Origin of the sequence: Shouchella xiaoxiensis (assembly GCF_016907895.1) — a bacterium.
Lineage (GTDB): Bacteria > Bacillota > Bacilli > Bacillales > Bacillaceae_D > Shouchella > Shouchella xiaoxiensis.
The window spans coordinates 226194-252197 of record NZ_JAFBCV010000001.1; the positions used below are offsets into that span (position 1 = coordinate 226194).

Here is a 26004-nt window from a genome sequence, read left to right on the forward strand (position 1 = left end):
GTATGTATGAGTAAATTATCCCATACTTTCTCATAGTGGGAGAAACGTAATTTTTACACTTTTGCGAACATTGGTGATGGATTCTATAAAGATAGCAACTTTAACTAGCTTGAATTTACAAGAGTGGTATTTTACGATTAGGAGGAAGCTTTAATGGGGAGTGGTCGTTTGTGAGTGAAACGTTTTACAAAAGATTGTTTTTGACGATTATTGTTGTAATTGGCTTGCTTCAGTTTTTTTCATTACCGTCGAGCTTAAATTATGTATTGTTAGCGTTTGCTCTATTTTGTGGCATGATGCATATACGTCTTCGATTCGATGAGTCTAGGTAAATTGATAAAAGAAAGGTGATAAAAAATGCGAATAGCGGCAATTTACGATATTCACGGGAATAACGATGCCCTGGAAGCAGTTGTAGAAGAAATCGACAAGTTGGGTGTCGATAAGGTCGTTGTAGGCGGGGATCTAGCATGGGGTCCTCAGCCGCGACAAGTAATGGATAAACTATATGCAAAAAAAGAGGATTGGCTATTTATTAGGGGGAACAGTGACCGGGAAATATTTGAACAATACCGAGATGCGACTTCTAGCGATGATATGGTTGGAAAACTAAATCAATGGTGCATCGATCAGCTCACAATAGAACAGCTTCAATGGTTAGGTTCATTGCCGTTTTCTTATACAGAAAACAATCGTCTATTCGTTCATGGATCGCCAAGAAGCGATACAGAATCAATTCGTGTGGATACATGGGACAAGGACGTAATGGAAATGGTAAAGAACACCCCACAATCCATTGTTATTTGCGGACATACACATAGACAATTTAAAAGAAAGATTGGCAGAACACAAGTGATAAATGCAGGGAGCGTCGGTCTACAAAGCAGGGCAAACGGAGCTTGTTGGCTTCTGATCGATTCTGATGAATACAAATTACAGGTGACGAGGTATGACGTCGATCAAGCAGCAAGGGCAATCTTAGCGAGCAGCGCACCCTATAAAGAGGACTTTGCCGAGCATATTCGAAATCCACCTGACGAAGGACCTTAACAATGGTTAAACAAAAAATGAATTAAAGAGGGGAACGATTTGATTGGAAATAAGCAAAGCAACAGAAATGGAATTACCACATATTTTAGAACATTCGAGACAGGCAATTTATGAAGGGACACTCGGTGACGTCATGCCGAGTGATGACAAGGTAAAAGCTCTTATTAGCCCACTATTAGAAAGAGGTTGTTACTATTTACTCGCTAAGGAGGATGAAACGATACTAGGGTGGGTATTGATCGGCAAAACAACAGATTCCTTTACAGATCAAGATCATGGATTTATTTATGAGCTATATGTACTGGAAGCATTTAGAGGGAAGGGCATTGCCAAGCAACTAATGCAGACGGCTGTTCAAAAATTTAAAGAAGCTAATTACAAGCAAATTCGATTAAGTGCTTACGTTGAAAACCAAGCAATCAACTTATATAAAAAACTTGGTTTTAAAGAAAGAACTGTGACGATGAGTTTAAACTTATAGTTGGATTTATTAATTATTCTAAAAGGATATCTTTTAAAAAAGAACTGTAAAATTCCCTCTTTACTTTATTCAGAAAAATACCTATAATAAAAAAACGAAACAAGCGACGATGAGAAGAGTACTTGCGCACAAGCATAACAGAGAACTCCTGATGGTGGGAATGGAGGATGTAATGGCGTGAGGAAACAAGTCTCTGAGCTGTACAAAGGATCTTTCTGCGGAAGGTGATGGTGTACCGGGTTCTCCCGTTATCGAGATAGAGTATAACCACATGTATGTGTGGCGTACTTGAAAAGGTTGTTGTAGCGATACAGCAACAAACTGGGGTGGCACCGCGAAACTTCTAATCCGAAGTCTCGCCCCCAAGGTTTAGAACCTTGGGGGTGAGACTTTTTTTCGTTGTTCAAAAAATCGGTTAGGAGTGGTGCTACATGAATTGGAAAGCCCCGGTGCTTTTGCTTGTTGGTGTTGGTATTTCAAATATTGGTGCGTGGGTTTACCTCCTCGCCTTAAATTTAACGGTGTTAACAATGACTGGTTCGCCTTTTGCCGTTTCGGTTTTATATATGCTCATTCCGGTTGCAACACTCGTTACAAATATGTGGGCGGGATCCTTTATTGATCGGTTAAATAAACGAACGCTTATGATAACGTTGGATATCATGCGAGCGTGCTTGATCTTCTGTTTACCGTTTATCGATTCACTGTTTTTGATTTATGCCCTTGTTTTATTGATTAATATGGGCAGTTCGATGTTTGAATCAACATCGATTGTCTATATGACGAAACTAATTCCGAAAGAAAACAGGCAGCGCTTTAACTCATTGCGTAATTTCATTCAGTCCAGTGGATTTATCCTCGGACCGTCTATCGCGGGTGTTCTCTTTATTGTCAGTTCACCAAATATGGCGATCTTCGTAAATGCAGTTGCCTTACTATTATCAGCATTTGTCATTATGCTGCTGCCAAATCTTGACCTTAAAGACGAAGAAGCTGTCTATGAAAGAGTAACGTTTGCGGTTGTAAAGAAAGATTGGAAGCTGGTACTCGCTTTTGGACGTAAACATACCCATGTGACGTGGGTCTATCTGTTATTTGGCGGGTTTGTTGTCTTTCTAGCAGGAATTGACTCAATCGAGGCGGCTTTTGCGACAAAAGTGCTTCTTTTCTCAGAAAGTACGTATGGCTTTCTTGTCGGAATTGCAGGACTCGGAATGGTTGTAAGCTCTCTCTTGAACGCTTGGTTTGCAAAGGTGCTAAAAATCAATTTGTTAATCGGTGTTGGCGCAATCATCACGCCAATCGGCTACTTGGTTTTTGCCTTCTCCCATTCATTTCTAACTGCTTCAATTGGCGTATTTATCGTGACGTTTGCAATTACGTTTGCCCATGTCGGTTTTCTCACGTTTTATCAAAATCACATTCCTGTATCGATCATGGGTCGATTTACGAATCTGATTGGTATGGTTGAAGCAGGACTGACGATCGTCATGGTTGCGTTGATCGGTGTTTTTGCCGAATGGATTGCGATTCGTCCCGTGTATATCTTTAGTTCGATTGTGTTTCTCCTGCTCGGTTGCTACATTTACACGGTTGTGATGAGTAAGGAGAAGGAAGGGTTTTATAAGGATGAGGTGTCTGAAATCTAAGGGTTGCTTTTACAAAAGGTGATCAACATCAATCATCGTACTTTTGAAATGCGACGACTAAATGATGCGATGTACAAATTGTATTTAGAGGAGAATGTTCATGACTAAAATCGTTGTTAAAGAATTATCAGTGGAGACTTTTTATAAATGCATTGAACTAAATTTAGCAGAAGATCAAGTGGATCGAATTGCTCCTAACGTCTATTCCATTGCTGAGTCTAAAGTAAATCCTTTTCTAACACCGTACGCTATACACTTAGGAGACAAAGTGATCGGCTTTGTGATGACGGAGAATGATCCAAACGAGATTGAAGAGCGGAAGTATTGGATTCCAAGGTTCATGATTGATGTCGCCTATCAAAGAAAGGGCTACGGGAATGAGGCAATGAAACAATTCATTGAATCGTATAAAAAGAACGAGGATTGTTGTTACATTGGTCTATCAACAGAGCCAGATAACGATTCAGCACTTCAGTTCTATACGTCACTTGGATTCGTAAACACAGGCGAAATGCTGGAGGAAAGCGAAGTGATTTTATTATTGGAAGTGAAACGTGAACCCTCGTAAATGGTTAGTTAGACAATGGTCTTAGTAATTTTTGCTTTTTAAACTAGATAAATGGAGTCTTCCACACCCGCTAGACGGTGTAAAAAAGTAAAAGTAAAGAAGCAGCACCCTTAGGCGTGGTAAGATGATCTTATCGTTTTCTAGGGGTGTTTCTATGCGTACATTCTGGTCAATTACTTCCGTTATCATTCTTATAGTAGGGTTTGCTAATAATTTCTCTATTTGGCTATTGCTATTTGTGGGCATAACAGGTTTTTTGGCAAGCCTTAAAGCTTCGGAGTATATAAGGTGGTTTGTGTTAGGAGCTAATGGACTATTTTTATTATGGGTAGCATTCTCGGTATTATTAATTTTATTCTTTTTAATACCCTAATAACAGCGTGTGCGAGCTTAATAGCCCTATGCGCTGTTTTTAAATAATCTTTTGTTTTTTAAAAGTGTCCTTCTCTTTTCTAGTTGTAACACAATTTCTTTGAGGAGGAACATATATGATAGAAAAATTCAGTTTTGCACCTGACGTTAAGTATATTTTCGAGTTCGAGGAAGCTGTGCATGAGGAGACCTTCTATTCGAACGCACTTGATGATCAACGCTATGTTTTATCTTTTGAGCTGGGATTATATTTGCCAACGGATTATTTTGGAAAGAAGACTGGCAATCCTTACAGTGAAGTATATGCCGAGGTACTTGGAATATCTGAGAAGGTAGTAGTAGATGGGGAAACTGTGACCCAAATTATCTTCTATTTACCTGACATTGAGCAACGTATTTATGCTAACTACAGAGTGAATCGAGGAGGATTTACGAGAATTCAATTTCCAAGACAGCTTTAATTTTTTTGACCTGTTAAAAGCAGGTCTTTTTTATATTAAAAGCTTCGCTGCATAGGAGAAACCATATGAAGATGATTAAGCCAGAAAGAGATTGTTTTAGATGAATATTCGCCAAGCCAGTTTACAAGACATGGGATAAAATGCTGCTGTAATGCACATATCGGGCACGTGTAAATCTTCTCTCTATTTTTTGATGGATGTGAAGTTGTTTCGCAAACCATTGAATTTTTAGATTAATTATGAAAAAATTGTAAAAACAAACTTGTAGTAGATTGGGATCTAAACATGGTCAGACGTCTTTTGAAATTGATAGAGTCTGAGAAAAAGAGGTGCGGGAAGTTAGCCACTCTTATTCAAAAGGAGGGTCTTTTGTTGAATGGGAATACGTCACCGTGGAACTATCTTGATGTAACGGAAGCAGATTTTTTCTTGAACCATAGGTATGAAAGCTTGTTAGACGTGCATCACTTTTTAAATGATGTTGTGGCATTTGGCTGGGTTCCTGGTTTAAATATAGTCGTTGCAAAAGAGGGGCAAATTGTTTATCAAGGCTCGTACGGAAAGGTTGGAGTAGGCGAAACGTTTAAAAAACCAAATTCGATTAAAACGGTATATGATCTTGCTTCTCTGACAAAAGTGATTGCTACGTGGCCTGCATTAATGAAGCTGATTGCTGATGGTGAGATTAGATTAGACGCGTGTGTGAACGATTATTTATCTGAAACAACGCATAATGAGGTCGGGCAAGTTACGATAAAGCAATTAGTAACGCATACTGCAGGTTTACAAGCTGAAACGTATTTAAAGCAATATGGAACAAAGACTTCAGCGATTCTAGCTGGAATTTTGAATGATAGCTTACAGTATCGACCAGGTAAAAAAGTTGTTTACAGTAATAGAGGGTTTATTATTCTTGCTATAATTATTGAGAGAGTAAGTGGAATGAGGATAGACCACTTTGTAAAAGAAAACATCTGGAGTCAGTTAGATATGAACAGTACATTCTTTCGACCACTAGAGCATGTCCCATTAAATACAATTGCGCCAACGGAGTATCTAAAAGAAGCGAACGCGTATCGACATGGTGAAGTTCATGATGAGAATGCGCTCCTTCTCAAAGAAATAACGGGGCACGCTGATGCTTTTTCCACTATTAATGACCTTGCGAAGTTTAGCGCAATGGTTATGGCCACCGGTGAATACCAAGGAAAAAGAGTACTAGACGATACATTAGTAAGTAGGTCCCTACAAATACAAACGGGAAAACGAGCAAACCCAAGAGGTTACGCGTGGGACTATTTTAACCACCCCGGTTTTCCTCATCCTTCAATTGGACATTTAGGGTTTACAGGGACAAGCATGTTGATAAACCCTCACTTAAATGCCTTTGTTATTCTATTAACCAATCGAATCCACCCAAGCCGTAGCAACACGCATATTAGAAGCATAAGAGATTATGTCCATCATAAAGTTTGGCAGGGGTTAGTGTAAGGTACGAAAATTATGGAGACGGGAGGTTGATTTTCGTACGAAAAAAATTTTAGAATGGTAAAAAAATCTGTCCAACTAAATGTCGCCTATCCATCAATCTTCGTCCATTGATCAATTAAAATAACAAATTTCGTAATACGTTATATGCTTAATAGCCCTAAGCGTTGACTTTATGATAAGCTTTCCGCAAGAGGTGGAGAGATGAAGGTTTTATCAAGTAGAACATGGCCGGTGTTTGCATTTATAGGGATAGTAGTATTGATTACCAGTTTCTTTACTGAATCAATTTGGTTAGATATAGCATTCAATTTATCCGTTGTGATAACATTCACCTTTGTAGCCATTGAGATGTTCTATGAAGATCAAAAGAGTAGAAGGTGGCAGGTTATAATTATCGGTTTTTGCGTGCTGGTGTTTCTAATTGATACAATACTGGAATTAATATCGCTGTTTTAAACATCTGCTGAAGAGGAGGTCTTTTTTTAATCAAATCCTCGAAGTGTAAAAGCGAGTATGAAGAAATTTGATGGATAACAAACAAAAAGAGGACTATCTTACGAGGCAGTTCTCTTTTTGTTTGTTCCTACAATACGATGATTAAAAAAACAAGAGCAAAAAGCTCGGTCACTGCTATTATCCTAAACAGTTTATATCTTTTAGATGATACGGTTAGTACTAGAACGCTAATTACAGTTAATAAAAAGAAAATAATGAATAGCCAGGTTAAGGTTGAAAATAATACGCCTAAAATTATCAAAGGAAGAAGAATCAGTGAGCAGATCAAAAATTTATCTATTTTGGGGTAGAGTGTGTTGGACCATTCTTCGGCTAAAGCGATGGTGTTCTCTTTATTCGATTCAAGTTCAGCATACTTCATTCCAATTTGAGCTAATTCCCTTTGTTTATCACTTTTGAGCTTATATCCATCTAATTGGCGATTTACTGTTATTTCTTTAAGATTGTTAACGGATTCTTCTAACCCGCGAAAGGAATTTGATGCTTTCTCGCTCTGATTCTTCTCAACATAGTGCTTGTAACCAGAAAGTCCAGCCATTACCCCTATTCGAGATAGTACTAAAAGTACGGTTAATGCGAGTTTCTTAATCATTGTGTAGCCCCTTTCGTGAGTTGGATTAATTAAGTTTAACATGTTGCTAATTAGGTGGCTTTAATAAAATTAGATAAGGGGATAGGGGTGTATGTAAGATGGAATCAGCTCAGACTGTAATCTTCATAAATTTCCAATTTTTTGTTTACATAGCTTGTAACTTTTATTATCGTTACTTTATACGAACCCAGTAGGAGGAAATCCATGGTTACCATACTTTTTTTAGTGCTTATTTTCATTGGTGTTTTTTGTGTCTTCGATGCGATTCGCAAGTTAAACGATAATATTCTAGAACAGACAAAAGAAATAAAGGCGTTAAGAGAAGAAGTAACGCGGATGAAAGATTAGTCGTTTTAATAGAATACATGTAAATAGATAAGAGTTCCTTAGAAAGTGTGGGCATCAATGATGGAAACAAACGTATTAATTGTTGAGGATGATGAAGAAATTGGTCAGCTGCTCAGCTTAATTGTGACAAGAGCAGGGATGAAAGTGACGCGAGCTTACTCTGGTACGGAGGCATTGCTGCAAGTGCAAACCAATTCGTTTGATTTGGTTCTGCTTGATTTGATGCTGCCGGGAGTAAGTGGTGAGTCATTTATTAGCCGAGTTCGGAAGGAAATTCAGATTCCGATCATTGTGCTTTCGGCCAAGATTCATTTTGAAGACAAAGTGGTTGTCTTAAAAATGGGGGCGGATGATTACATAACGAAGCCTTTTCACCAAGAAGAAGTCCTTGCACGAATGGAAGTACAATTACGTAAGCGAGCAAATCATCGGTCTGAGAGAGTAGCGTTGGAATGGCGCAAGCTAAAAGTAATGGTTGAGCAACGAGCTGTGGAGTTAGACGGGCAGTCGTTAACACTGACGAACGCTGAATTTGATTTGCTCTGCTTATTAATGAGGAAGCCGAATTATGCTTTTTCAAAGCGGGAAATTTATGAAGCGATTTGGAAGGGCACATACGTTGGAGATGACAATACGGTTAGTGTTCATATTTCCAATTTACGAAAAAAGCTAGCGAACATCACGAATGATGATTACATAAAAACGGTTTGGGGCGTAGGGTTTATGCTCATCTAACATTCTTTATGAATTCTTTATCTTTTGTTTAAAGCTTCTTAAAGCGCGTTTTTTTAAACTAAAGTCAGACGAATTTCTTAAAGGAGCGAACAAGATGGAACCCATTATTCAAACCTATCAATTACAAAAAACATTTGGCGGAGAGCAAGCGTTAAAACCGCTTGATTTCAGCTTACAAAAAGGGGAGATCTGTGCCCTAATCGGAAAAAACGGGGCAGGAAAATCGACGTTTTTTAAAATTCTTTCCGGTCAAATCGTTGCAACAGCGGGAGAAGTGCATCTATTTGGTAAGTCTGGCGATGCAGTAGCTAGCCAAAAAAGTCGCCTTGGCTTCATGGTTGAATCGCCACAGTTTTTTCCTGATTTCACCGCAGCTCAAAACATGGAATACTTTCGAATTCAAAGAGGCGTTGTCGAGAAGGCTCGTGTTACCGAGGTTCTAAAGCTGGTTGGCCTTAGCCACCATCGGAAAAAGAAGTTTCATGAGTACTCAATGGGAATGAAGCAGAGACTTGGCATTGCGCTCTGCTTGTTGTCGGGGCCAGATTGTCTCGTTTTAGATGAGCCTATTAATGGGCTTGACGCTGAAGGCATTAAGGAAGTTCGCCAGCTACTGCTTGAATTAAATCAACGTAAACAAATGACGATCCTCGTATCGAGTCATCTATTAGCTGAATTGCAGTTGATTGCGTCACGATTTGTCTTTATTAAAGACGGAACGGTGGTTGAAGATGTAAGCAAAGCGGAATTGGAAGATAAGAGTAAAAAACAACTCATCCTGCATGTCGATCTGCCAGCTAAAGCAGTCCAGCTGTTAGAGCGACAGTATGAAGGCGTAGACTACTTGCTCTTGCCAAACAAAGGCCTGAAGCTGTTTAATTACTTAGATTTTGCTAGTGAAATCAATCGATTATTGGTCGAGAACGGTATCGAGGTAAGAGAGATCCAATATGAATCTCTAAACCTAGAGGACTACTTTTTAGGGCTAGTGGAGGATGACGTCTATGCTTAACTATCTGAAGAGCGAACAATACCGATTATTGCGCAAGAAAGCGACGTATATCCTCCCCTTTATTTGCTTCCTATTAATTACCGCGGCCGCGGTTGTATTGATCCTTTCAGATCAACAAATGGTCGAATTCCCTTATGCGACCAATCAGTTCTTTTATGCAAATGTCATCGGTGGGATCATTCTTATTTTAATTGTGGCGTTCCTCTTTAACTTGTTGCTAACGGGGAATAGGGAGTTAGCCGTGCTGAAGCAAACGGTCTCTTTCGGAATCGGACGAACAGCGATCTTTTATGCAAAACTGCTTGTCACGTTAGGCTATTTCTTGCTTGTTTGTGCACTCGGTTTAACCCTAGTAATTGCTTTAGCGGAAGGCTTATTCGCGCAAGGTGAATCACTGATTCAGCCGTTTCTTGTAGCTAGTGCCAATATGCTGCCGCTCGTGTTAAGTGGGTTTATAGCGGTTCATAGCTTGAGAATGATTCAAGTTGGCGAAGTTTATGTTATCGTTCTTGTTCTGGTTGTGTATCGTCTTTCAGGCGATCTAATAAGAGCGGTTTCGAACCTCATACCAGGGTTAGATGGTGTGTACCAATACGCACCGAGCACGTTGTTAAACGATAATTTGACGCAATTCGGAAATCAATCCGCTCAACTTGATTTCCGCGTTTGGCTAACCGGCCTCGTCCTTGCCGCTTTATTTTTAGCGATAGGGCATCTAAAATTCTTGAAACAGCCGATTGAATAAAAGGAAGGGGGTTGTGACTTTGAATGATTGGTTTCTAGTTGGTGGTGCGGTCGTTTTGCTTGTCATAATTTTAGTGGTTTCCATTAAACTGTTGCTGCTGCGCTTGGAAATGAAGAGCATAAGCAAGCAAGTAGACACGATTGTCAAACAGTTTGGTACGAACCAGCTCGTTCAAACGAAAACCCACAGCAACCTTTCTGCACCATTAATTACGAATATCAATCAGCTGATTCAGCTGTATAAGCAAGACCAACAAGAAAAGACGCTCCAAGAAAAAGAGCTTAGACAAGAAATGACGAATATCTCACACGATCTGAGAACGCCTTTAACGTCGCTTAAAGGTTTCTCAGAATTGTTATTAGACTCAAATCTATCCGAATCCGAAAAGATTGAGTACGTGTCGATCATCCTTAAGAAAATTGACCAGCTAACGCTAATCAGTGAATCGTTTTATGAGCTATCGCAACTTGATTCAGCCGATGTCCAAGCACAGATTGAACCCCTGTCGGTTGATCAAATCATGATGGAGGCGCTCGTTCTTTATCACGATCAATTTGAAAAAAGTGCCTTAACGATTGAAGTTGACGAACTGTATGATTGGACAATAAAGGCCGATCGTCACATGACAATTCGCATACTCTCGAACGTACTTGCCAACGCCCTAACGTATGCAACCAGTTATTTAACGATCACCTTAAGGAACGAAGACGAGCACGCCATCATTCGCATCGCTAATGATGTTGATTCCTTCGACCAAAACAAACTTGATCGGATCTTCGAACGTTCCTTTCGCCTTGAGCCAAGCCGCACCAACGGACGGCTTGGATTAGGTCTGCATATCGTGCAGAAGCTCGTGGGAAAGCAAGGAGGAAAGGTGAAAGCGGATGTGCAAGAGGGGGAGTTTTCGATTGAGGTTTGGTTGAGGAAGTAAATCTGTTTGAGACGGGGGATTTGAATATGAACTATCGAAAGAGTTATCTAGTAAGAACTTGCCTATTGTACCTAATTTGTTCTCTCCTCTTTTTTACACTTGAATTCAGCGCACCCGATTGGTCTTATTTCTTTACAGTAAGTGCACTTTATTGGCTCGTCGTTTTTGCAGATTATCAGCGGAAGTTTCGGAGGGGAAAAGACAGAAATTTTAAGGAGAAAAAGAGGTTGGGCAGAGCTTAGTTTTAAATGGAAAAAAGCCTGTATCAAGGGAAAGATACAGGCTCTTAAATTTTAATTTTGGTAATTAGATTAATTCACCATTGTAGGCTCGATAATATCTTTTCTGCGATACACGCTTAGAATAAGACCTAACAGAGCAGAGTAAACGAGCAACATGCTTCCTCCGTAACTAATAAAAGGCAAGGGTACATCCATGATTGGGACTACTCCAAACCCCATTAGGATGTTCCAACAAGCTGGAACAATAAATAATGCTGACCCTCCAATTGCTAGTAATCTGCCAAATAAATCCTTTGTTTTAAATGCATTTAACGAAATTCGTAAAATAAATACAAAGAGCAGTAGGCAAAGAGAAACACCGAATACCCAGCCAAGAGAATGAACGAGAAATGGGAACACAAAATCTGTATGTGCTTCTGGAAGCACAAGGTCATTGAAAAGTCCGGTGCCAAACCAGCCAGCCTCTGAAAGAATACCTTCTAATGGAAAGAATGTATCAGAGCGAGTAGTTCTAAGGAGAATTAAACTAATGAAAAGGATACCTATAAGCAAATGACCGACGGCGACTTTAATGGCAAATTGTTTATGACCAAATGAAAATACGTACATCGCTAATACGCATAAAACGTAGATAATACTAAACATAATTTGTGGAACCATGATGTAGAGTAGGGCTGGAGTCCAAAATAGGAATAAGAACATTCCTTGTTTTTTCCATCCCTTAAACTCATGGAATTTTGTAAGAAGGCCGGCCCACGCAATAAAAAATAAGAATAAGGATATAGCTGGACCATCAATTGTCATACTCCCGACAGAAAGCCATTTTTTTGCTCCGTTAAGCTCAATGCCAAACAAGAAAGTTGCGAAAAATAGGAGTAAGCCACCTCCATAAAAATACATCCACAAGTTTTTTAGTTTTCTATAATCAAAGAAACGAAATCCTACGAGAACAATGATAGCTAGGACGAGCCAGACTAGTTGTTTATTCGTAAAAGCATGATGAACATCGCCAATAAGTGGCAGAAAACTAATCCCTGCAAAAATGATAAATAAACCAATTAGGAGCCAATCAATTCTCGGTTTATGAAGGTGATTCATGTTTCGTCCAACAGTTGAGGGATCTCCCATTTCCTGCATGGCCTTTTTATCCGCATCCTTCACAGATAATCCTCTGTCTTGAAGGGATTGGCTCAGCTCTTCCATATGATTGCCAAGCTCTTTTTTGATCATGCTGTGGGCTTCCTTGGATTTCACTTTTGAGGTCACTTTACTTAAATAGTCTTCAAATCTAGAAGAACTCATAAAGAAGCCTCCTCAAGTAAATGTTTCAGTGATGCCTGTTGTTTAAGATCACTCTGTTCGTAAGCAGCTACGTATTTTTTCCCTTTTGTTGTTAAAGAATAATATTTTTTGTCTTCAATCCATTCTGAAGCAATCAATTTTTTATGTTCAAGTAGGTGTAAGAGAATATAAAGCTGTCCTTCATTGTTTTTGAAGCGAAGCTCATTTTTTTGAAGGAGTAGGGTCGAAATATCGTACCCATGCTTAGCTTCGTGTTGCAGTAAATCAAAGATATTCTTAAGGATTTCTACTTTCCAATAATGAAGTTCTAGATGTGCTTGTTTCTTCTGGATTGTTTCCTTGACCGCATTTTTTCGCTCTTCGGAAAAAGATAGACCGCCAAAATCTTTTTTGAGAGAATTCTTTAAGTTAGAGAATGGGTCACCCATTGCTATACCTCCTTTTTCATCTTATGCTTTAGTAATTCTCTGGCATGTTTTACTCTCGTTTTTAACGTATTCGTATTTACACCTGTAATTTTGCTAATTTGTGCGAATGTAAGTTCTTCATAATAATGTAAGAAAACAACTTCCCTGTACTTCACCGGTAATTCCATAACAGCACTCGATAAACGATCCGCTACATTTTTTGAGATAACTTCCTCATCCACCTGTTTTGATTTGGATGGAATATAATCCAAGATTTTCTTACCAAAATTGATTTTGCGGTAATGCCAGCTCCGCAAGTAATCCTTACAATGATTAACGGCAATTCGATAGAGCCACGTTTTTATCGACGAATGATGATTAAACTGAACTAGTTTTTCATAGCACTTAATAAAGATCTCTTGCGTTAAATCCTCAGCTGTCGTTCGATTCTTTACATACGAAAAAACTAGATGCAATACATCATCGCTGTATGTATCCATTAATTGTCCGATCGCTTCTTCCGTATTTTCTATGTTATTTAAATCAATTGCTATTTCTTTAAGTTCGGCCATTCACGTTTCACCCCTTTCACCATTTTAGACGAAGCAAGGAATGTTTTGGTTTGGAAAAATTTTTTTGTATGGGAATTGAACAATAAAGAACCTGTAACTATTCAAGTGGAACAAGTAGGTCGTTTATTCTTTTAGTAAATCAAACAAAAATAAATAGGTGAATGATATAATTAGGCTTATCTTTCTAATCGGAGGATCGAACTATGAAACTTGTTAGACTTATTCTAGGAATTATTGTTGTATCTTTATCAAGTTATGCTCTACTAACAGGCGTAACAGAAGCGCTCATCCCCTATGTGCTTTTTTTCTTAGGTGCGATGCTTTTCGTTAGTGGGATGATTGAATTTCGTAAGAAAAGTAAGACTATGGCAATTTTACTTTTCTTTGTAACGGGTTTTAATTTTATTGTTTTGTTTACGATTCTACTATCTTAACTAAGCTTTCCTTAAAAACAGGGAAGCTTTTTTTGTTGCTTAATCATTATTTAAGCGAAAAAGTATGAAGGAACAATGGGCTGTTAAACAGAAGAGAAGGAATAGTGGTGCAGGAAGATGTAAACGAGGGTTGCTTTTGAAAGCATGAAGAGAAAGGACTGAGTAAAGTTGATCAAAGTTAATGTCGCGTATGCCCTCATTCATAAAGAAGATGAAGGTAAAATCCTGATGGTTTATAACAAGGATCGAGGCTGGTCGTTGCCTGGAGGAAGAGGAAACGTTGGAACAAGCACTCGTTCGAGAAGTGAAAGAAGAAACCAGTTTAACCGTTAAAGCTGATGGCATAGTCGCTGTAAACGAAGCAAAATCTAAAGAGAAGGGTGTTCACACACTATTTATAACGTTTAAAGCAGTGGTTGTTGAAGGGAAGATTGCAATCAATGATAGAGAAGAAGAAATTCAAGAAATAGAATGGGTCGACATAAAAAGAGCGAATGAATACATGCCATATCACTTGAACGGGGTTGAGCGCTTGCTACAAATGGGGATTCCTTATATATATCAAGATTAATTACAGGCTAATTTATATTGCGAAAATAGGTAAATATTATATAAAATATAAGCAATGTATTGAAAAAGGAGAATTAGAATGGCAACTTCCTAAAACGTAGTAAAAATAAAAATTCACCCAATAAAACGGGAGAAGTGTGTCTTTTTAAACGTTTTAGGACGTACGACTGGTCTTGTTTACGTGCGTCCTCATTAATAGGAGGATGATGATGATGAAGCCTTTACATGGGAAAATCGCTATAGTTACTGGAGCAAGTCGCGCTCAAGGAATAGGTGCTGCTATTTGTTTGGCCCTTGCAGAAGCAGGTGTAGATATATTCTTTACGCATTGGTCTAGTTTTGATGAAGTTGAGGGAAACGGGAAAGAGGTTCATTTTCCAGATGTACTGTGTGAACAGATAAAAAGTCTTGGTGTGCGGGCAAACCAAATGCCGTTAGACTTAAGCCTAGAAGAAGCTCCAATAATGCTGTTGGAAGCTGTTGAACAATCTCTTGGGACAGCGTCTATTCTAGTTAATAACGCAACTTATGAATCTCCAACAAATTTTCGCGATTTGAATGCTGAAATGTTAACAAAGCATTATAAAGTAAACAATTTGGGAACATTGATGCTATCAGTTGAATTTGCGAAGAAATATGAAAAAAGCTTTAAAGATAAAAAGGCTGGGCGAATTATCAATCTGGTTTCAGGTGGACCTGACCCTAATAACCTAGCTTATATTGCTACAAAAGGTATGATTATTGCGGCCACAGAGCCTTTATCCGTTGCGCTTGCACCTATCGGAATCACGGTGAACTCCATTAATCCCGGACCGACGGACTCAGGCTGGATGAATGATGAGATTAAGAACCACTTACTACCTCAGTTTCCTTCTGGTCGAATAGGAAAGCCCGAAGATGTCGCAAAAACAATTTCATTTCTATCTAGCGACGACTCTTATTGGTTAACGGGACAAACCATTCGGAGCGAGGGTGGTTTTTTAGGCAAGTAGAAGGTAAAAAGGGTTGCTGATAGTTAGCAATCCTTTTTACCGCTTCTATTCCATTCTCCACTCCTCAGCTAACATCCCATAAACCGCAACATCCACAAAATGGTCATGATTCCACTCGCCAGCTCGGATGGTTCCTTCATGAATGAACCCGAGATTCTCTGGAACACGTCTGCTTTTGTGATTACCAACGGCAGCGCGAATTTCTACTTTGTTTAACTTTAATTCGTCCATGCCATAGTCCGTTAATGCTTTCGTCGCTTTCGTCATGATGCCATTCCCTTGAAAGTCTTCACCTAGCCAGTAGCCGATGTATGCGGTCTTTATTGAAATATCAATGCTAGTGAACCCGACCATGCCTACAATTTCTCCATTAAATAGAATGACGGTACTAATCATTTTCTTGTCTTTATAGCCTTCAATTCGTCTGCGAATGAAATTTCTTGTATCTTCAACGCTGTGGGTGGAGTAAACCCACGGTAACCACTCTTTTAAATAGTCTCTGTGATCGTCAGTTAATGTAAAAACGCGGTCAGCGTCACTCATTTCAATTAACCGAATAGACAGGTTCTCATCTATTTGCTTGATAAACATTGTGGTCCTCCTTTTTGTATTACTACCATCTTATCAAAAAATCCTAGATCGCTGGTTATTATCTATAGCTTGTTTGAAGCAGGAATAAGGTTATGACACGGGGGGAATAAAAAAGAGGATATCAGAGTGTTTTGGCTTTCACCTTGTCGTAACAGGAGGTTCCAATGTTTCTTATTCTTGTAAGAGTGGTTGTTTTTCTAGCGGTATTTGTTGCCATGTTTTCTGTGATTCGGTGGGCTTATCATGCTTTTTCGCTATTCTCTGGAGTGGCAGACATCCTATTTATCATTTTGATCCTGCCTATCATCATTGTTACTTCTTCGATCGTGTCGGGTAAGGTGAAAATTTGACGTTACCAAAGCATGTGAGAACATTTTGCTTTCTCATTCGAGTTCAGCTATAATTCTACCTACAAATCTAAGGAGGGGTTATTAAATGCTTATTCATTTCCGTGCATTGAACAACTAATTGAATCGTTCATTGGCTCTGACTTTTTCAGGGTGAAGCGGGATAAATCTGTCCATTTATAAATCTCTTAACGTTTATGGAGGAGTATGGCGATTACAGCCATGCTTCTTTGAATTTGTCGGATATCCACGCCTTATCTAAAAAGGTAAGAGACACTGTTTGATTCATTTTTATCCTAAAAAAGATGAGGAGTGTCTTTATGAAAACGAGTAAAACAAGAGTATGGTTCATCACAGGTGCTAGTAGCGGCTTAGGACGAGAGTTTACGAAAACAGCCCTTGAATCAGGAGACAAGGTTGTTGGCGTTGCGCGAACGACAGAGAGCTTGAATGAGCTTGAAGAACAATATCAGGATACGTTTAAGTCGTTCAAACTGGATATTACCGATAGGGAAGCGGTTTTTACTGTGATTGATCAAGCAGTAAGCCATTTTGGAAACCTTGATGTAGTAGTGAACAATGCAGGCAATATGATTATGGGAATGGTCGAGGAGTTCACTGAAGCAGAAATAAGGCAGCAAATAGACACCAATTTCTATGGCTCTGTTTGGGTTAGTCAAGCTGTTCTACCCTATTTGCGAAAACAAAAATCTGGTCATATTGTGCAAATTTCTAGCATCGGTGGCGTACTTGCGGGGCCGCTGACGGGAATGTATAGCGCCAGTAAATTTGCGTTAGAAGGCTTTAGTGAAGCACTGGCACAAGAAGCTTCTCATTTTGGCATCGATGTCTCAATCGTGGAGCCGGGCGGGTATTGGACGAATCTTTATACGCAAATGCAGTTTGCGGATGTAAAGGAAGAATATCGTCCTGTCCGAGAGTTTTTGGCAAGCCAAGAATACGAAAGCAGAGACAGCCACCCTAAGGAAGCGGCTAAAGCGCTAATGAGACTCGTTAACGCTGAAAACCCACCTTTACGATTGCTGTTAGGGAGTCAAATCTTTGATGCGGCGATTGACCATGAAACGAGGAAAATAGCAACATGGAGAGAATGGGAAAGCGTAAGCCGAGCGGCAGAGAACGCCATTCCGAATCCTGAAGAGTAGATAAGTGTAGAAGTAGCAGGGACAAAAGGATGTGAACAAAATGAACAGACGATGATCCAATTTGGATTAATCGTCTGTTCGTTTTTCTTCTAAATAAATGTTAGGAGAAAAGGAGGCTCCAATGAAACAGCACGAGTCTGAACTGGTCTGTATTCCTACGAAAAACGCTGAGGACACGCCCGCGAAAAGCGGAGGATGCTCCTATAACGTATTTGTATCAGTGTCCAACCTCTCTAGGTGCTAATTCATTATCTGATTGCTCTTCCATATTGTTTTGGTGGTGTAACTTCTTTAGTAATTTCTTTAATCGCATGCATGGCCCAATACGGATCATTTAACATTCCACGTGCAACTGCGACTAAATCAGCATCCATATTCGATAAAACAGATTCGGCAACTTGTGGATTTTCTAATCGACCTACTGCAATTACAGGAACATGTAACTGTTCCTTAAACGCTTTTGCGAAAGGGACTTGGTAAGCCGGCGTATTGAGTGGTTTCTTTTTACCGGGTAACCCTTCGCCGCCTGTTGAAATATGGAACATATCTACTCCCGCTGCTTGAAACGACTTTGCCATTTCTAGTGAATGATCGAGATCATAGCCCCCATCAATATATTCAATAGCTGAAAGGCGCATTAAGAGCGGCATATTTTTCGGCATGACCGATTTAACTGCTTTAATGACCTCTACACCGAACTTAGATAACTCGCCATACTCGTCAGAGCGGTTATTAATACTTGGAGACATAAATTGATGCAGCAAATATCCGTGGGCTCCGTGTAATTCAATCGTATCAAAACCCGCTTTTACCGCTCTTTCAGCCGCCTCCTTAAAGTTCAAAATCATTCGTTTTACTTCGCTTGTCTCTAAGGCTCTCGGCGGAGTTAATTTGCCATTCTTCGTCTCTTCAGGAATAACATCAGTAGGAATATTCGAAGCGCTGACGGGTTGAGTAGCATCCTCTGCTTTTCGACCAGCGTGGGCAATCTGTATCCCGATTTTCGTATCATACTTATGAACTTCGTTAATAATCCGTTGATACGCTGGAATTTGCGCATCTGTCCACAGTCCTAAATCTTGATCGGTAATTCGTCCATCTGGTTCGACGCCAGTCATCTCCATAATGATTAATCCAGCACCACCAACAGCTCTAGAAACATAGTGAACAAAGTGCCAATCGTTCGGTATACCATCCTCTTTGTCAACAGAATACTGACACATTGGCGGCATAACAACACGATTTTTTAAATCTAGTCCTTTAATTGAATAAGGTGTTTGTATAATAGACATCAAATCCACTCCCAATCATTTATTTGTTTGCGCACGCAAATATTTTCCCTTGAAATTTGATTATAAACAGATTTCTCATGAATGCAAGACTTTTATATCGTAGTGGCACAATTGTCTACAATTTATCAATATAGTATGCTAAAGAGGGATAAAAGAATTGAGGTTAGTCATATGGCAGATCAAAGCAAGATTCACGTTATGGATGCGTGGATCAATTATTCAAAGTTCTACACCAGAATATCAAAAGCAATGAACTATTTATTACTGGAACAACACCAGTTGGGACTAAATGACTTTTACTTTCTCTATTTTCTTAGTGAAGCAAAAAATAACGAATTACAGCAATCGGAATTACAAAGCTTAGTTCAGCTAAGTCCGAGTGCCCTGTCAAGAATGGTCACAAGGCTGCTCGATTACAAAGGGTTAACAATCATTAAAAAAAAGGCGCTAGCTCACGATAAAAGAGGCTATGCCATTCAGCTAACGGAGACCGGTGAAGACTTAGTAAAGCAGCTGCTGGCCGCTTTAGAAACGAAGCTTGAAACATCATTAAAGGCAAGTGATATGAAGCATATTTATTCTTTGAGTACGGAGTAAGTTGATAGTGGAAAGGGTTTCCTGAAAGTAGGGAAATCCCTTTTTTTATGGAATTGGATAGAAAATTATGGTTTTTAATTGGGTTTAACAGGCTATAGGTAACTAGAAGCCATAGTTGAAAGGGATAGCATAAATCTATAATGAATGAGGTGAATCATATGAACACTAAGACACTTAATGTGGTAAAGAACGTATTGATTGTTGTTGCTCTAATGTTATTAGTTTCTTCGCTTGCACTTTTAATTTTAAGAGATAGTGGAACGAATCAGTTTGGATCAACGCCAATTCTCCTTACTATAGCAAGCTCTCCACTCATTATTGTGGTTGCTCTCCTAAGGCAAACGCTAAAAAAGAGAAACGAATCGCTTTAGTTGCGCTTTCCTTAAGGGGAAAGCTTTTTTGTTTCGTGGAAAAGAGACGTTCTTTGAATGGTGTAAAAAACTTTTTAACTGTCTTTCGAAGGATTAAACCATTTTTATTTAAATAGATTCGTTAAATCCCTTGCAGGAAAAATTAGGGTTTTATATCATGTAGGTAGGGTATGTGTAAATGATCAGAAAATTGCAGAGATGTTGAAGAAAAACCCTTGTCGATGGGAGAAAGGGAGACAACTAGTGAAGAAATGGCTAACCATAAGTGTATTATGTAGCGCTTTATTGATAGGAGGATGCAATATGACTAATGAAGGAGAAAACCCGCAACAACCAAATGGAGAAGATAATGGGAACAACGAAGAACCTGTTGAACAAGATTTAGGTAAAGCGGCAGAAGATGAGTTCACAAGCAAGTTCCTTGTGTCTACGGAAGAAGAGGAAGAAGGCTTTTACCGGATGCGTGGGGAGTTAGGCGGGTTTGAGATGTTGATGCCGAAAGATGCGGTAATGGGAGAGATGTTCCATAAAGTAGAGAATAATGCAGTTGAGGAAGTGGAATATTCTCAACCAGATGAAGAGAATAATAGAAGATTATCGGTTTTCACTGTATATATTAGCAGATATCCACAAGATCAAAAAGATAATTATCTAGAATCCTTTAAGCAAGAGATTGGTTTTACGGGTGAGTTTGATTTAAAAGAAACAGATTCTAACGAAATTTATAAAGGGAAGTTAACAAATGAAGAAATAGATGATAAGCCTTTTCATGTGTTCTTTGCTTATACTTTTTCTAAAGATGGTAATGAAGCAATTTCTTTACGATATAGTATTGCTTGTATAGATGAAAACCAATGTGAATTACAACTTAATAATGAAGAAAAATACTTTAACCAGCTAGTTGAGTCAATTAATTTTACAGATAAAGGGTAGATAGGAGTAACCAAATGGGCGAATCAGCTTTTAAATTAAAAGAGTTGCAGATGAGACTAATTAATTTGGAATATAATTTTTCAGATGAAAATTATAATGAGGAAAAAATTATAGATAAAATAGAACGTATTTACCTCGAAGAAACTGGTGAACCATTAAATGCAACTATTCAGATTAAGCATATGGTACCAAGTGGAGAAACCTCTGAATATCCTAGTGATGCCAAAGGTACTGCCATACTATTAAACTATGATAATGAAAATGAAAATGCCGATGAAATGTTACTTATTTCTAGGGGGACTGTTTCGTTTGAGGATTGGATAGATAACACTTTTAGTATTGGTGTTGGAACTGGTGGTGGTCAATATGCACGAGATACATATGCATTTCTAAATACAGCTAGGGAAGAATGGGATGTAAAAGAGGTTCCAATATATGGGTTAGGACATTCTAAAGCTCATAACACGCTAACTCAAATGCAATTAAGGACTAATGTTTTTGAAGAAGTTAACACCTATAACGGAGCACAATCTAATGCTCTTCAACAAATAACTGGAGATTATGTTTTTAATCAAGCCGTTATAACTGAGTTCGGTTTAGAGAATAAGGACTCCAATGCAATCCGCTCCATCCCACCAGAAGACCTCGAAGCCTTTGCAAAAGACTATTACAAGGACAAAGGCACTAACATTCATCAAGACCGCTCCAAAAGTGATTTTCTCTATGCGCTTGATGTAATGCCGGCCATGTTTGTGGTTGGAAATGTTCAGGAGCATCAAACGGATCATGTCAATGATGGGTTTGTGGGAGCGATGGAATCGATACCAAAAGAAGATTTGCAATTATTAGGCGACTTCCTTGCCCCTTATGGGGAGGTTTATGCAGAAGATGGATTTGGTGGCGTGCTTCAAGTGGCGATCCAAGATGCCGTGGAGTTTTATCTTGAAAATCCTGAAGTGGAACCGATGGATTTTGATGCCATTAAAAGTTCAATGGGCGGACTGGTTGAAGGATTAGGCGAGGCTGGCTACCTGTCTGAGGAGGATGCACAATTACTGAAACTTGAAGTGCAAATGCTTTTAGGTAGTGTTGAGTCGATCTATACGCGAGTTTACGAAGGGGAAGGCTTGAGTTTAAAGAGAGGTCTCGATGATGCTGCGTATGCGTATTTGTCTTACAACTATTTATTGGAACCACGTTTTAAAAACATAAGTGAGTTACTTGACGGGATTGGCGAAGCTGCCTATGAACATCATAGCTTAGAAGCACTGATGAATGAAATAGCCGTAGGGAAATCATATCAAGGAGGAGAGATGTATCTTGAAACGGGTGGAGGACCAGGTGGACAAGGGCAGATTACGTTAAACCTTTCCCAAACCCTTGAGGCATATGCGGCGATAACGAGCGTCTTAGACGAGCAAGATACGTTGTTGGAAACGTATTTGGCGATGATGGAAGGAAATTATATCGATTATTACGAAAATAAAAAGAAACAACTAGGTACGAAAATGTCAAACATCGAAAGCAACTACCAATCTTATCGCCATTTATTACCTACAGAGTACAGTGGTTTAATTACAAATTTGAAATTTGATGAATTTTTTAAGCCGCTTGTTGGTGCACCGATGGAAGGGATGGTGATGTTAGTGAAACTGAACCGGGAACGAATTGAAACGACAGCGGAAGAAATGCGCAAGGCTTTAGAAGAAATCTTTGATGTCGAACACAATGTGGCGGGCATGTTTAAACACTTATCTGGGTAGTCTTTTCATGATAAATTGAACAAGTACCTAACCGTAGGGGAAGAAAATCACTTGCTTTTTTGGCATGGCAGGTGGAATTAATTTGATCAGAGAGATGGATCGATGGAGGGGAAATAATGGACACATTTGGTTATAAAGGCACTTATAAGCTGCAAGAAGAAATAGCGTATGATTATAAACGAAATCGAATCGTAAACCATGTGCAGGAGATGATGGAAGGACTTGGTGAGTTAAAACAAAAAGTGACAGCGGTGCTTGATTCAAGTGAAGGAGAGATCATACTAGCAACAGTAGAGGAAGTCGAGTCGAACACTTTAGAAAGTCAGGAACGACTTCAACTTGTGGTGGACGAGTTCATCAAGTTTCATACGAAGTTTGATGAACAAGCCAACGAGATGAAAACGCAGCCTTTCACGATTACGTATATGGAAGTGCCCAAGGATTAGTATAGCCGAAGGATAAATTGGATTTAACATTCGAATGTTTATAGCCCTGCTGCTACCGGTTGCACATTAAACAAGGCAAGGGGATGACAATTATGAGTTATGAGATGGAATTGAACAAGTTGTACGAAGAATTAGCACAACGTTTGAATGAGATAATCCCAAATGAATGGAATGAAATTTTTTTTAATGGGGAAGTGACGAGTCAAGAAGGGGCAGTATACTTCTTTTTTAAAACGAAACTTCATAAGGATGAGCCCGTGTTTTCTCACTATATTCCTAAAATCTATCATGTTGATAAGAAACAATACTATAGAGAGCTTCAAGAGATCATTGTAGTAACAAAGAAATTAAGACAGATTTTTATAGATAATGACCAAGAACCTTGGTTTTCTGTGACGTTTCTACTTAAGGAAGATGGCAGATTAAATGTACACTTTGATTATATAAATTGGGCAGTTAGCGATTATGGACCAAGCTCTAGAATAAAGTACTTTGAATATAAATACGTTAAAAGAAAGACTGATTCAAAAGATAATATCGAATTAATGGAATCAATGAAGGAGTATGAGGCGGAAAACAAACTCAAATAATTGAAATTGAAATTTTATGATTTTTCAATAAAAATTTTGGGAACTAGGAGCAGGTTATAATGCTGTGGACACGGTAAATAAATATGAAGAAGGCAAGTCTGAGATAGAGCGGTCATTAACTCAAGCTGAGGTAGAAGGTATTGCAAATATTCTAGCGATGGAGGTAAAATTTTAGAACAATCTAGATTCGCTCAAGGGGATTACTTGCTTATATAGATCGTGCACATGTTGAAGGAGAAGTTGAAGATCTAGTTGTACGAAAATCAGGAGGAAACCAATGAAGTATAAAAAAACCATTCTAGTTCTTAGCTTAATTATTTCTCTAGTTATAGTACTGCTCCTCTTAAATTATGTAAACGAGAAGGAAAAAATTGAAGAAAGTCAGAAAGCCCAGTATCTTAGTATGCAAGAAGGTGCAGCTTCAATGTTTGGTTTGGAGATTAAGGATGAAGACGATGAAGGTTACTTTATTATGTCTGCGACTAAGGAGACTGAGATAATATTAGATCGATGGAAAGCAGTTTCCGATGCTTTTCCTTCGATTGAGTACCCAACTGAAGAATTAGGAGAAGAAGATTGGGTAGGTGTTGTAGATGTATATTTAAGGAACCAATTTCAAATGCAAGAAGAAACTAAAAAAGTCATTAAAGAATTAGATCTAGAGGATGCAAGTGTATCTGGAATAGATTACTATATATCCTACCAAAGTCAACCCTCTGAACATGCAACACTGTTTCGAGAGTTATTAGAAGAACATTACTTGAAGTAGAAGGGTTACATTTGTATGTCTCTTTTAATGAAAAATCATCATTAACTTATGGTCAGATGTAAAATGAAATGCAGCACCTTAAACGGCTAAAGCCTTAATGAATCTTATTAATCCTAAAACCCAATTTTATGATTGTTATTAGGAGTCAAATTTTTGATGCGGCGATTGATTATGAAACGAAGAAAATAGCAACATAGAGAATGGGAAAGCAGAGAATTCGATTCCGAATCCTAAGGAACAGTTTTAGAAATGCAATTTTATATCCTAAAGAGAGCTTACCCACTTTATGGGGAGCTCTCTTTAGTCATGAATGAACTAATCATTGTAGAAAAGGCTAAAAATAAGTTTAGTTAAACAGATGTCTTTAAATAAAAGATGATGAATTTTCTGCTTTTAAGTGGTAATGTTTGAATAAAAAAAACCAATAAAATGTTAAACTTAGGTTACTAGGCATACGTAGGCTGAAAACAAAGATCATAGAAAAGGGCTGTGATAACATGGGTTTTCGATTTAGGAAAAGTGTGAAGATCGCTCCAGGTGTTCGGTTAAATGTGGGAAAGAAGTCAGTGGGAGTTAGTATGGGGGGAAAAGGATTTAGACATTCAATAAATAGTAGTGGCAGAAGAACAACTACCGTTGGTGTGCCTGGAACTGGGGTCTCTTATTCTCATTCGCATTCATCCAGTAAGAAATCGAGAAATAAAACAAAACCAATGAACACTACAAATAATTATACTGGTGGAAACGGTAATAGTTCTTCAAAACAAGTTTATGATTATACGCAGACTCCTGCTTATATAGTCGAAAAGTATGAAGAAAGAGTCCTTGCTTTATCTCAATTGCATTTAAATTTGATTAAACCTATAGATTGGAATGCTAGAGCCAAACAACAGCCGCCTTTTAAAATTGGTGAAATGGGTCAAAATGAAGCAGCAGCTAGTCAAGTACTTAAAGAGTATAAACCATCTTTTTTTGCAAAAATTTTCAAGAAAGATAAGGCTAAATTAAACAACTTGCAAGAGCAAGTCAGTGAAGCGAGCAAAAAGGATAAAAAAATCTATGCTGAATGGTTAGAGATGGTTCAGCAAGCACAAATGTTTGCGAGTGCTACACCAGATTTATACTTAGAACTTCTAAGACAAACGGATTTCTTCAAAATAGAGAGTGAGCTTGGAGTTAAGATTAGGTTAGAGTTAAAAGAGGATGAGATACTCATTGATCTTGTCATAAACGATACGCTTATACCAGATGAGGTAACGAGTCTATCAAAAACGGGCCGTTTATCTACAAAAGCACAGACTAAAACAAACTATTATAGTTTATATCAACAGCATATATGTTCAATTATTTTAAAAGTAGTCAAGGACTGTTTTAATACGTTAGCTAGCATAAAAGAGATTTCTATAAACGTTATAGAAGAAAAAGTTGATCCAACAGATGGACATCATAAAGTATTTCTTTTAATACAAGCAGCATTTGCAAAAGAAGAATTAGAGAATCTAAATTTCGAAAGGTTAGAGCCAGTAGCAGCTATTGAGGGATTTGAACCAAAGTGGAAATTCTTGAAGACAAAAGGTTATCAACCGCTTGCTGTCAATTAAGGAGGAATATGTCTGTGGAAAAATGGGCGAAGATTATTCTTACTGAATCACAATACAATAAAAGGAGG

General features: G+C 38.5%; 30 protein-coding genes and 1 pseudogene. 25 read left to right on the forward strand and 6 right to left on the reverse strand.

The features are described 5' to 3' along the window. The first annotated feature begins 170 nt into the window (after positions 1-170). The 7 genes from JOC54_RS01180 (at position 171) to JOC54_RS01210 (ending at position 6072) form a co-directional block, all read left to right on the forward strand. The gene (locus JOC54_RS01180) at positions 171-332 is read left to right on the forward strand and encodes a hypothetical protein (RefSeq protein WP_204463791.1); all 162 of its coding nucleotides are present in this window, start codon (positions 171-173) and stop codon (positions 330-332) included. 25 nt (positions 333-357) lie between these two features. Beyond that, positions 358-1050, forward strand: coding sequence for a metallophosphoesterase family protein (locus tag JOC54_RS01185; protein WP_204463793.1), 693 nt, complete (start codon positions 358-360; stop codon positions 1048-1050). A 43-nt stretch (positions 1051-1093) separates the two neighbouring features. Continuing rightward, positions 1094-1531 carry a GNAT family N-acetyltransferase gene (locus tag JOC54_RS01190; RefSeq protein ID WP_204463794.1) on the forward strand — a complete coding sequence of 146 codons (438 nt, stop codon included), beginning with the start codon at positions 1094-1096 and terminating at the stop codon, positions 1529-1531. Positions 1532-1962: 431 nt separating this feature from the next. Continuing rightward, the gene (locus tag JOC54_RS01195; RefSeq protein ID WP_204463795.1) at positions 1963-3180 is read left to right on the forward strand and encodes an MFS transporter; all 1218 of its coding nucleotides are present in this window, start codon (positions 1963-1965) and stop codon (positions 3178-3180) included. A 100-nt stretch (positions 3181-3280) separates the two neighbouring features. Beyond that, complete coding sequence (locus JOC54_RS01200; protein WP_204463796.1) at positions 3281-3748, forward strand: GNAT family N-acetyltransferase; 468 nt, start codon at positions 3281-3283, stop codon at positions 3746-3748. A gap of 488 nt (positions 3749-4236) precedes the next feature. Next, positions 4237-4581, forward strand: coding sequence for a hypothetical protein (locus JOC54_RS01205; protein WP_204463797.1), 345 nt, complete (start codon positions 4237-4239; stop codon positions 4579-4581). 372 nt (positions 4582-4953) lie between these two features. Next, complete coding sequence (locus JOC54_RS01210) at positions 4954-6072, forward strand: serine hydrolase domain-containing protein (protein ID WP_204463798.1); 1119 nt, start codon at positions 4954-4956, stop codon at positions 6070-6072. A 583-nt stretch (positions 6073-6655) separates the two neighbouring features. On the opposite strand, the gene JOC54_RS01215 is transcribed toward JOC54_RS01210, so the two are convergent. Next, positions 6656-7180, reverse strand: coding sequence for a hypothetical protein (locus JOC54_RS01215; protein ID WP_204463799.1), 525 nt, complete (start codon positions 7178-7180; stop codon positions 6656-6658). Positions 7181-7384: 204 nt separating this feature from the next. On the opposite strand from JOC54_RS01215, the gene JOC54_RS01220 reads away from it, so the two are divergent. The 5 genes from JOC54_RS01220 to JOC54_RS01240 all read left to right on the forward strand — a co-directional run bounded on the left by JOC54_RS01220 (position 7385) and on the right by JOC54_RS01240 (position 10951). After that, positions 7385-7528, forward strand: coding sequence for a hypothetical protein (locus JOC54_RS01220; RefSeq protein WP_204463800.1), 144 nt, complete (start codon positions 7385-7387; stop codon positions 7526-7528). 57 nt (positions 7529-7585) lie between these two features. After that, positions 7586-8263: a response regulator transcription factor gene (locus tag JOC54_RS01225; RefSeq protein WP_239586521.1), complete on the forward strand. Its 678-nt coding sequence runs from the start codon at positions 7586-7588 to the stop codon at positions 8261-8263. 94 nt (positions 8264-8357) lie between these two features. Continuing rightward, entirely contained in the window at positions 8358-9275 is a 918-nt protein-coding gene (locus JOC54_RS01230; protein WP_204463801.1) for an ATP-binding cassette domain-containing protein, read from the forward strand. Next, positions 9268-10020, forward strand: a complete 753-nt coding sequence (locus tag JOC54_RS01235) for an ABC transporter permease (RefSeq protein WP_204463802.1) — start codon at positions 9268-9270, stop codon at positions 10018-10020. The genes JOC54_RS01230 and JOC54_RS01235 overlap by 8 nt, the downstream gene beginning before the upstream one ends. Positions 10021-10039: 19 nt before the next feature. Beyond that, positions 10040-10951 carry a sensor histidine kinase gene (locus tag JOC54_RS01240; protein ID WP_239586522.1) on the forward strand — a complete coding sequence of 304 codons (912 nt, stop codon included), beginning with the start codon at positions 10040-10042 and terminating at the stop codon, positions 10949-10951. Positions 10952-11262: 311 nt separating this feature from the next. Here the strand turns inward: JOC54_RS01240 and JOC54_RS01245 are convergent, their stop codons facing one another. Genes JOC54_RS01245 through JOC54_RS01255 form a run of 3 tightly spaced genes read right to left on the reverse strand, consistent with a single transcriptional unit; the run spans position 11263 to position 13474 of the window. Then, positions 11263-12495: an FtsW/RodA/SpoVE family cell cycle protein gene (locus JOC54_RS01245; protein WP_204463803.1), complete on the reverse strand. Its 1233-nt coding sequence runs from the start codon at positions 12493-12495 to the stop codon at positions 11263-11265. Beyond that, positions 12492-12923, reverse strand: a complete 432-nt coding sequence (locus JOC54_RS01250; RefSeq protein WP_204463804.1) for a PadR family transcriptional regulator — start codon at positions 12921-12923, stop codon at positions 12492-12494. The genes JOC54_RS01245 and JOC54_RS01250 overlap by 4 nt, the downstream gene beginning before the upstream one ends. Before the next feature lie 2 nt (positions 12924-12925). Continuing rightward, positions 12926-13474 carry a sigma-70 family RNA polymerase sigma factor gene (locus JOC54_RS01255; RefSeq protein ID WP_204463806.1) on the reverse strand — a complete coding sequence of 183 codons (549 nt, stop codon included), beginning with the start codon at positions 13472-13474 and terminating at the stop codon, positions 12926-12928. Between the two features lie 203 nt (positions 13475-13677). Here JOC54_RS01255 and JOC54_RS01260 point away from each other — a divergent pair, with 203 nt between their 5' ends. The 3 genes and pseudogenes from JOC54_RS01260 (at position 13678) to JOC54_RS01270 (ending at position 15470) form a co-directional block, all read left to right on the forward strand. After that, on the forward strand, positions 13678-13908 hold the full coding sequence (locus JOC54_RS01260) for a DUF3953 domain-containing protein (protein ID WP_204463807.1): 231 nt from the start codon (positions 13678-13680) through the stop codon (positions 13906-13908). 168 nt (positions 13909-14076) lie between these two features. Next, positions 14077-14479: pseudogene (locus JOC54_RS01265) on the forward strand (NUDIX hydrolase). Between the two features lie 211 nt (positions 14480-14690). Next, positions 14691-15470 carry an SDR family oxidoreductase gene (locus tag JOC54_RS01270; RefSeq protein ID WP_204464434.1) on the forward strand — a complete coding sequence of 260 codons (780 nt, stop codon included), beginning with the start codon at positions 14691-14693 and terminating at the stop codon, positions 15468-15470. Between the two features lie 45 nt (positions 15471-15515). On the opposite strand, the gene JOC54_RS01275 is transcribed toward JOC54_RS01270, so the two are convergent. Continuing rightward, on the reverse strand, positions 15516-16061 hold the full coding sequence (locus JOC54_RS01275) for a GNAT family N-acetyltransferase (protein WP_204463809.1): 546 nt from the start codon (positions 16059-16061) through the stop codon (positions 15516-15518). Positions 16062-16225: 164 nt separating this feature from the next. Between JOC54_RS01275 and JOC54_RS01280 the strand changes: the two genes are divergently transcribed. Further along, a complete protein-coding gene (locus JOC54_RS01280) occupies positions 16226-16411 on the forward strand; it encodes a hypothetical protein (RefSeq protein ID WP_054795093.1) in 186 nt (61 codons plus the stop codon). A 317-nt stretch (positions 16412-16728) separates the two neighbouring features. Then, positions 16729-17574, forward strand: a complete 846-nt coding sequence (locus JOC54_RS01285; RefSeq protein ID WP_204463811.1) for an SDR family NAD(P)-dependent oxidoreductase — start codon at positions 16729-16731, stop codon at positions 17572-17574. Positions 17575-17822: 248 nt separating this feature from the next. On the opposite strand, the gene JOC54_RS01290 is transcribed toward JOC54_RS01285, so the two are convergent. Further along, entirely contained in the window at positions 17823-18866 is a 1044-nt protein-coding gene (locus tag JOC54_RS01290; protein ID WP_204463813.1) for an NADH:flavin oxidoreductase/NADH oxidase, read from the reverse strand. Between the two features lie 171 nt (positions 18867-19037). Here JOC54_RS01290 and JOC54_RS01295 point away from each other — a divergent pair, with 171 nt between their 5' ends. The 8 genes from JOC54_RS01295 to JOC54_RS01330 all read left to right on the forward strand — a co-directional run bounded on the left by JOC54_RS01295 (position 19038) and on the right by JOC54_RS01330 (position 25936). Next, entirely contained in the window at positions 19038-19463 is a 426-nt protein-coding gene (locus JOC54_RS01295; protein WP_204463815.1) for a MarR family winged helix-turn-helix transcriptional regulator, read from the forward strand. Positions 19464-19621: 158 nt separating this feature from the next. After that, a complete protein-coding gene (locus tag JOC54_RS01300) occupies positions 19622-19834 on the forward strand; it encodes a hypothetical protein (protein ID WP_204463817.1) in 213 nt (70 codons plus the stop codon). A gap of 303 nt (positions 19835-20137) precedes the next feature. Next, positions 20138-20767 carry a YvcA-related protein gene (locus JOC54_RS01305; RefSeq protein WP_204463819.1) on the forward strand — a complete coding sequence of 210 codons (630 nt, stop codon included), beginning with the start codon at positions 20138-20140 and terminating at the stop codon, positions 20765-20767. Positions 20768-20781: 14 nt separating this feature from the next. Beyond that, positions 20782-22530 carry a DUF6792 domain-containing protein gene (locus tag JOC54_RS01310; RefSeq protein ID WP_204463821.1) on the forward strand — a complete coding sequence of 583 codons (1749 nt, stop codon included), beginning with the start codon at positions 20782-20784 and terminating at the stop codon, positions 22528-22530. A gap of 116 nt (positions 22531-22646) precedes the next feature. Then, positions 22647-22976, forward strand: a complete 330-nt coding sequence (locus JOC54_RS01315) for a hypothetical protein (protein WP_054792377.1) — start codon at positions 22647-22649, stop codon at positions 22974-22976. A gap of 92 nt (positions 22977-23068) precedes the next feature. Next, positions 23069-23566 carry an immunity protein YezG family protein gene (locus JOC54_RS01320; RefSeq protein ID WP_204463823.1) on the forward strand — a complete coding sequence of 166 codons (498 nt, stop codon included), beginning with the start codon at positions 23069-23071 and terminating at the stop codon, positions 23564-23566. 277 nt (positions 23567-23843) lie between these two features. After that, on the forward strand, positions 23844-24335 hold the full coding sequence (locus JOC54_RS01325; RefSeq protein ID WP_204463825.1) for a hypothetical protein: 492 nt from the start codon (positions 23844-23846) through the stop codon (positions 24333-24335). A gap of 551 nt (positions 24336-24886) precedes the next feature. Then, the gene (locus JOC54_RS01330) at positions 24887-25936 is read left to right on the forward strand and encodes a DUF4236 domain-containing protein (protein ID WP_437183500.1); all 1050 of its coding nucleotides are present in this window, start codon (positions 24887-24889) and stop codon (positions 25934-25936) included. Positions 25937-26004 lie beyond the last annotated feature (68 nt).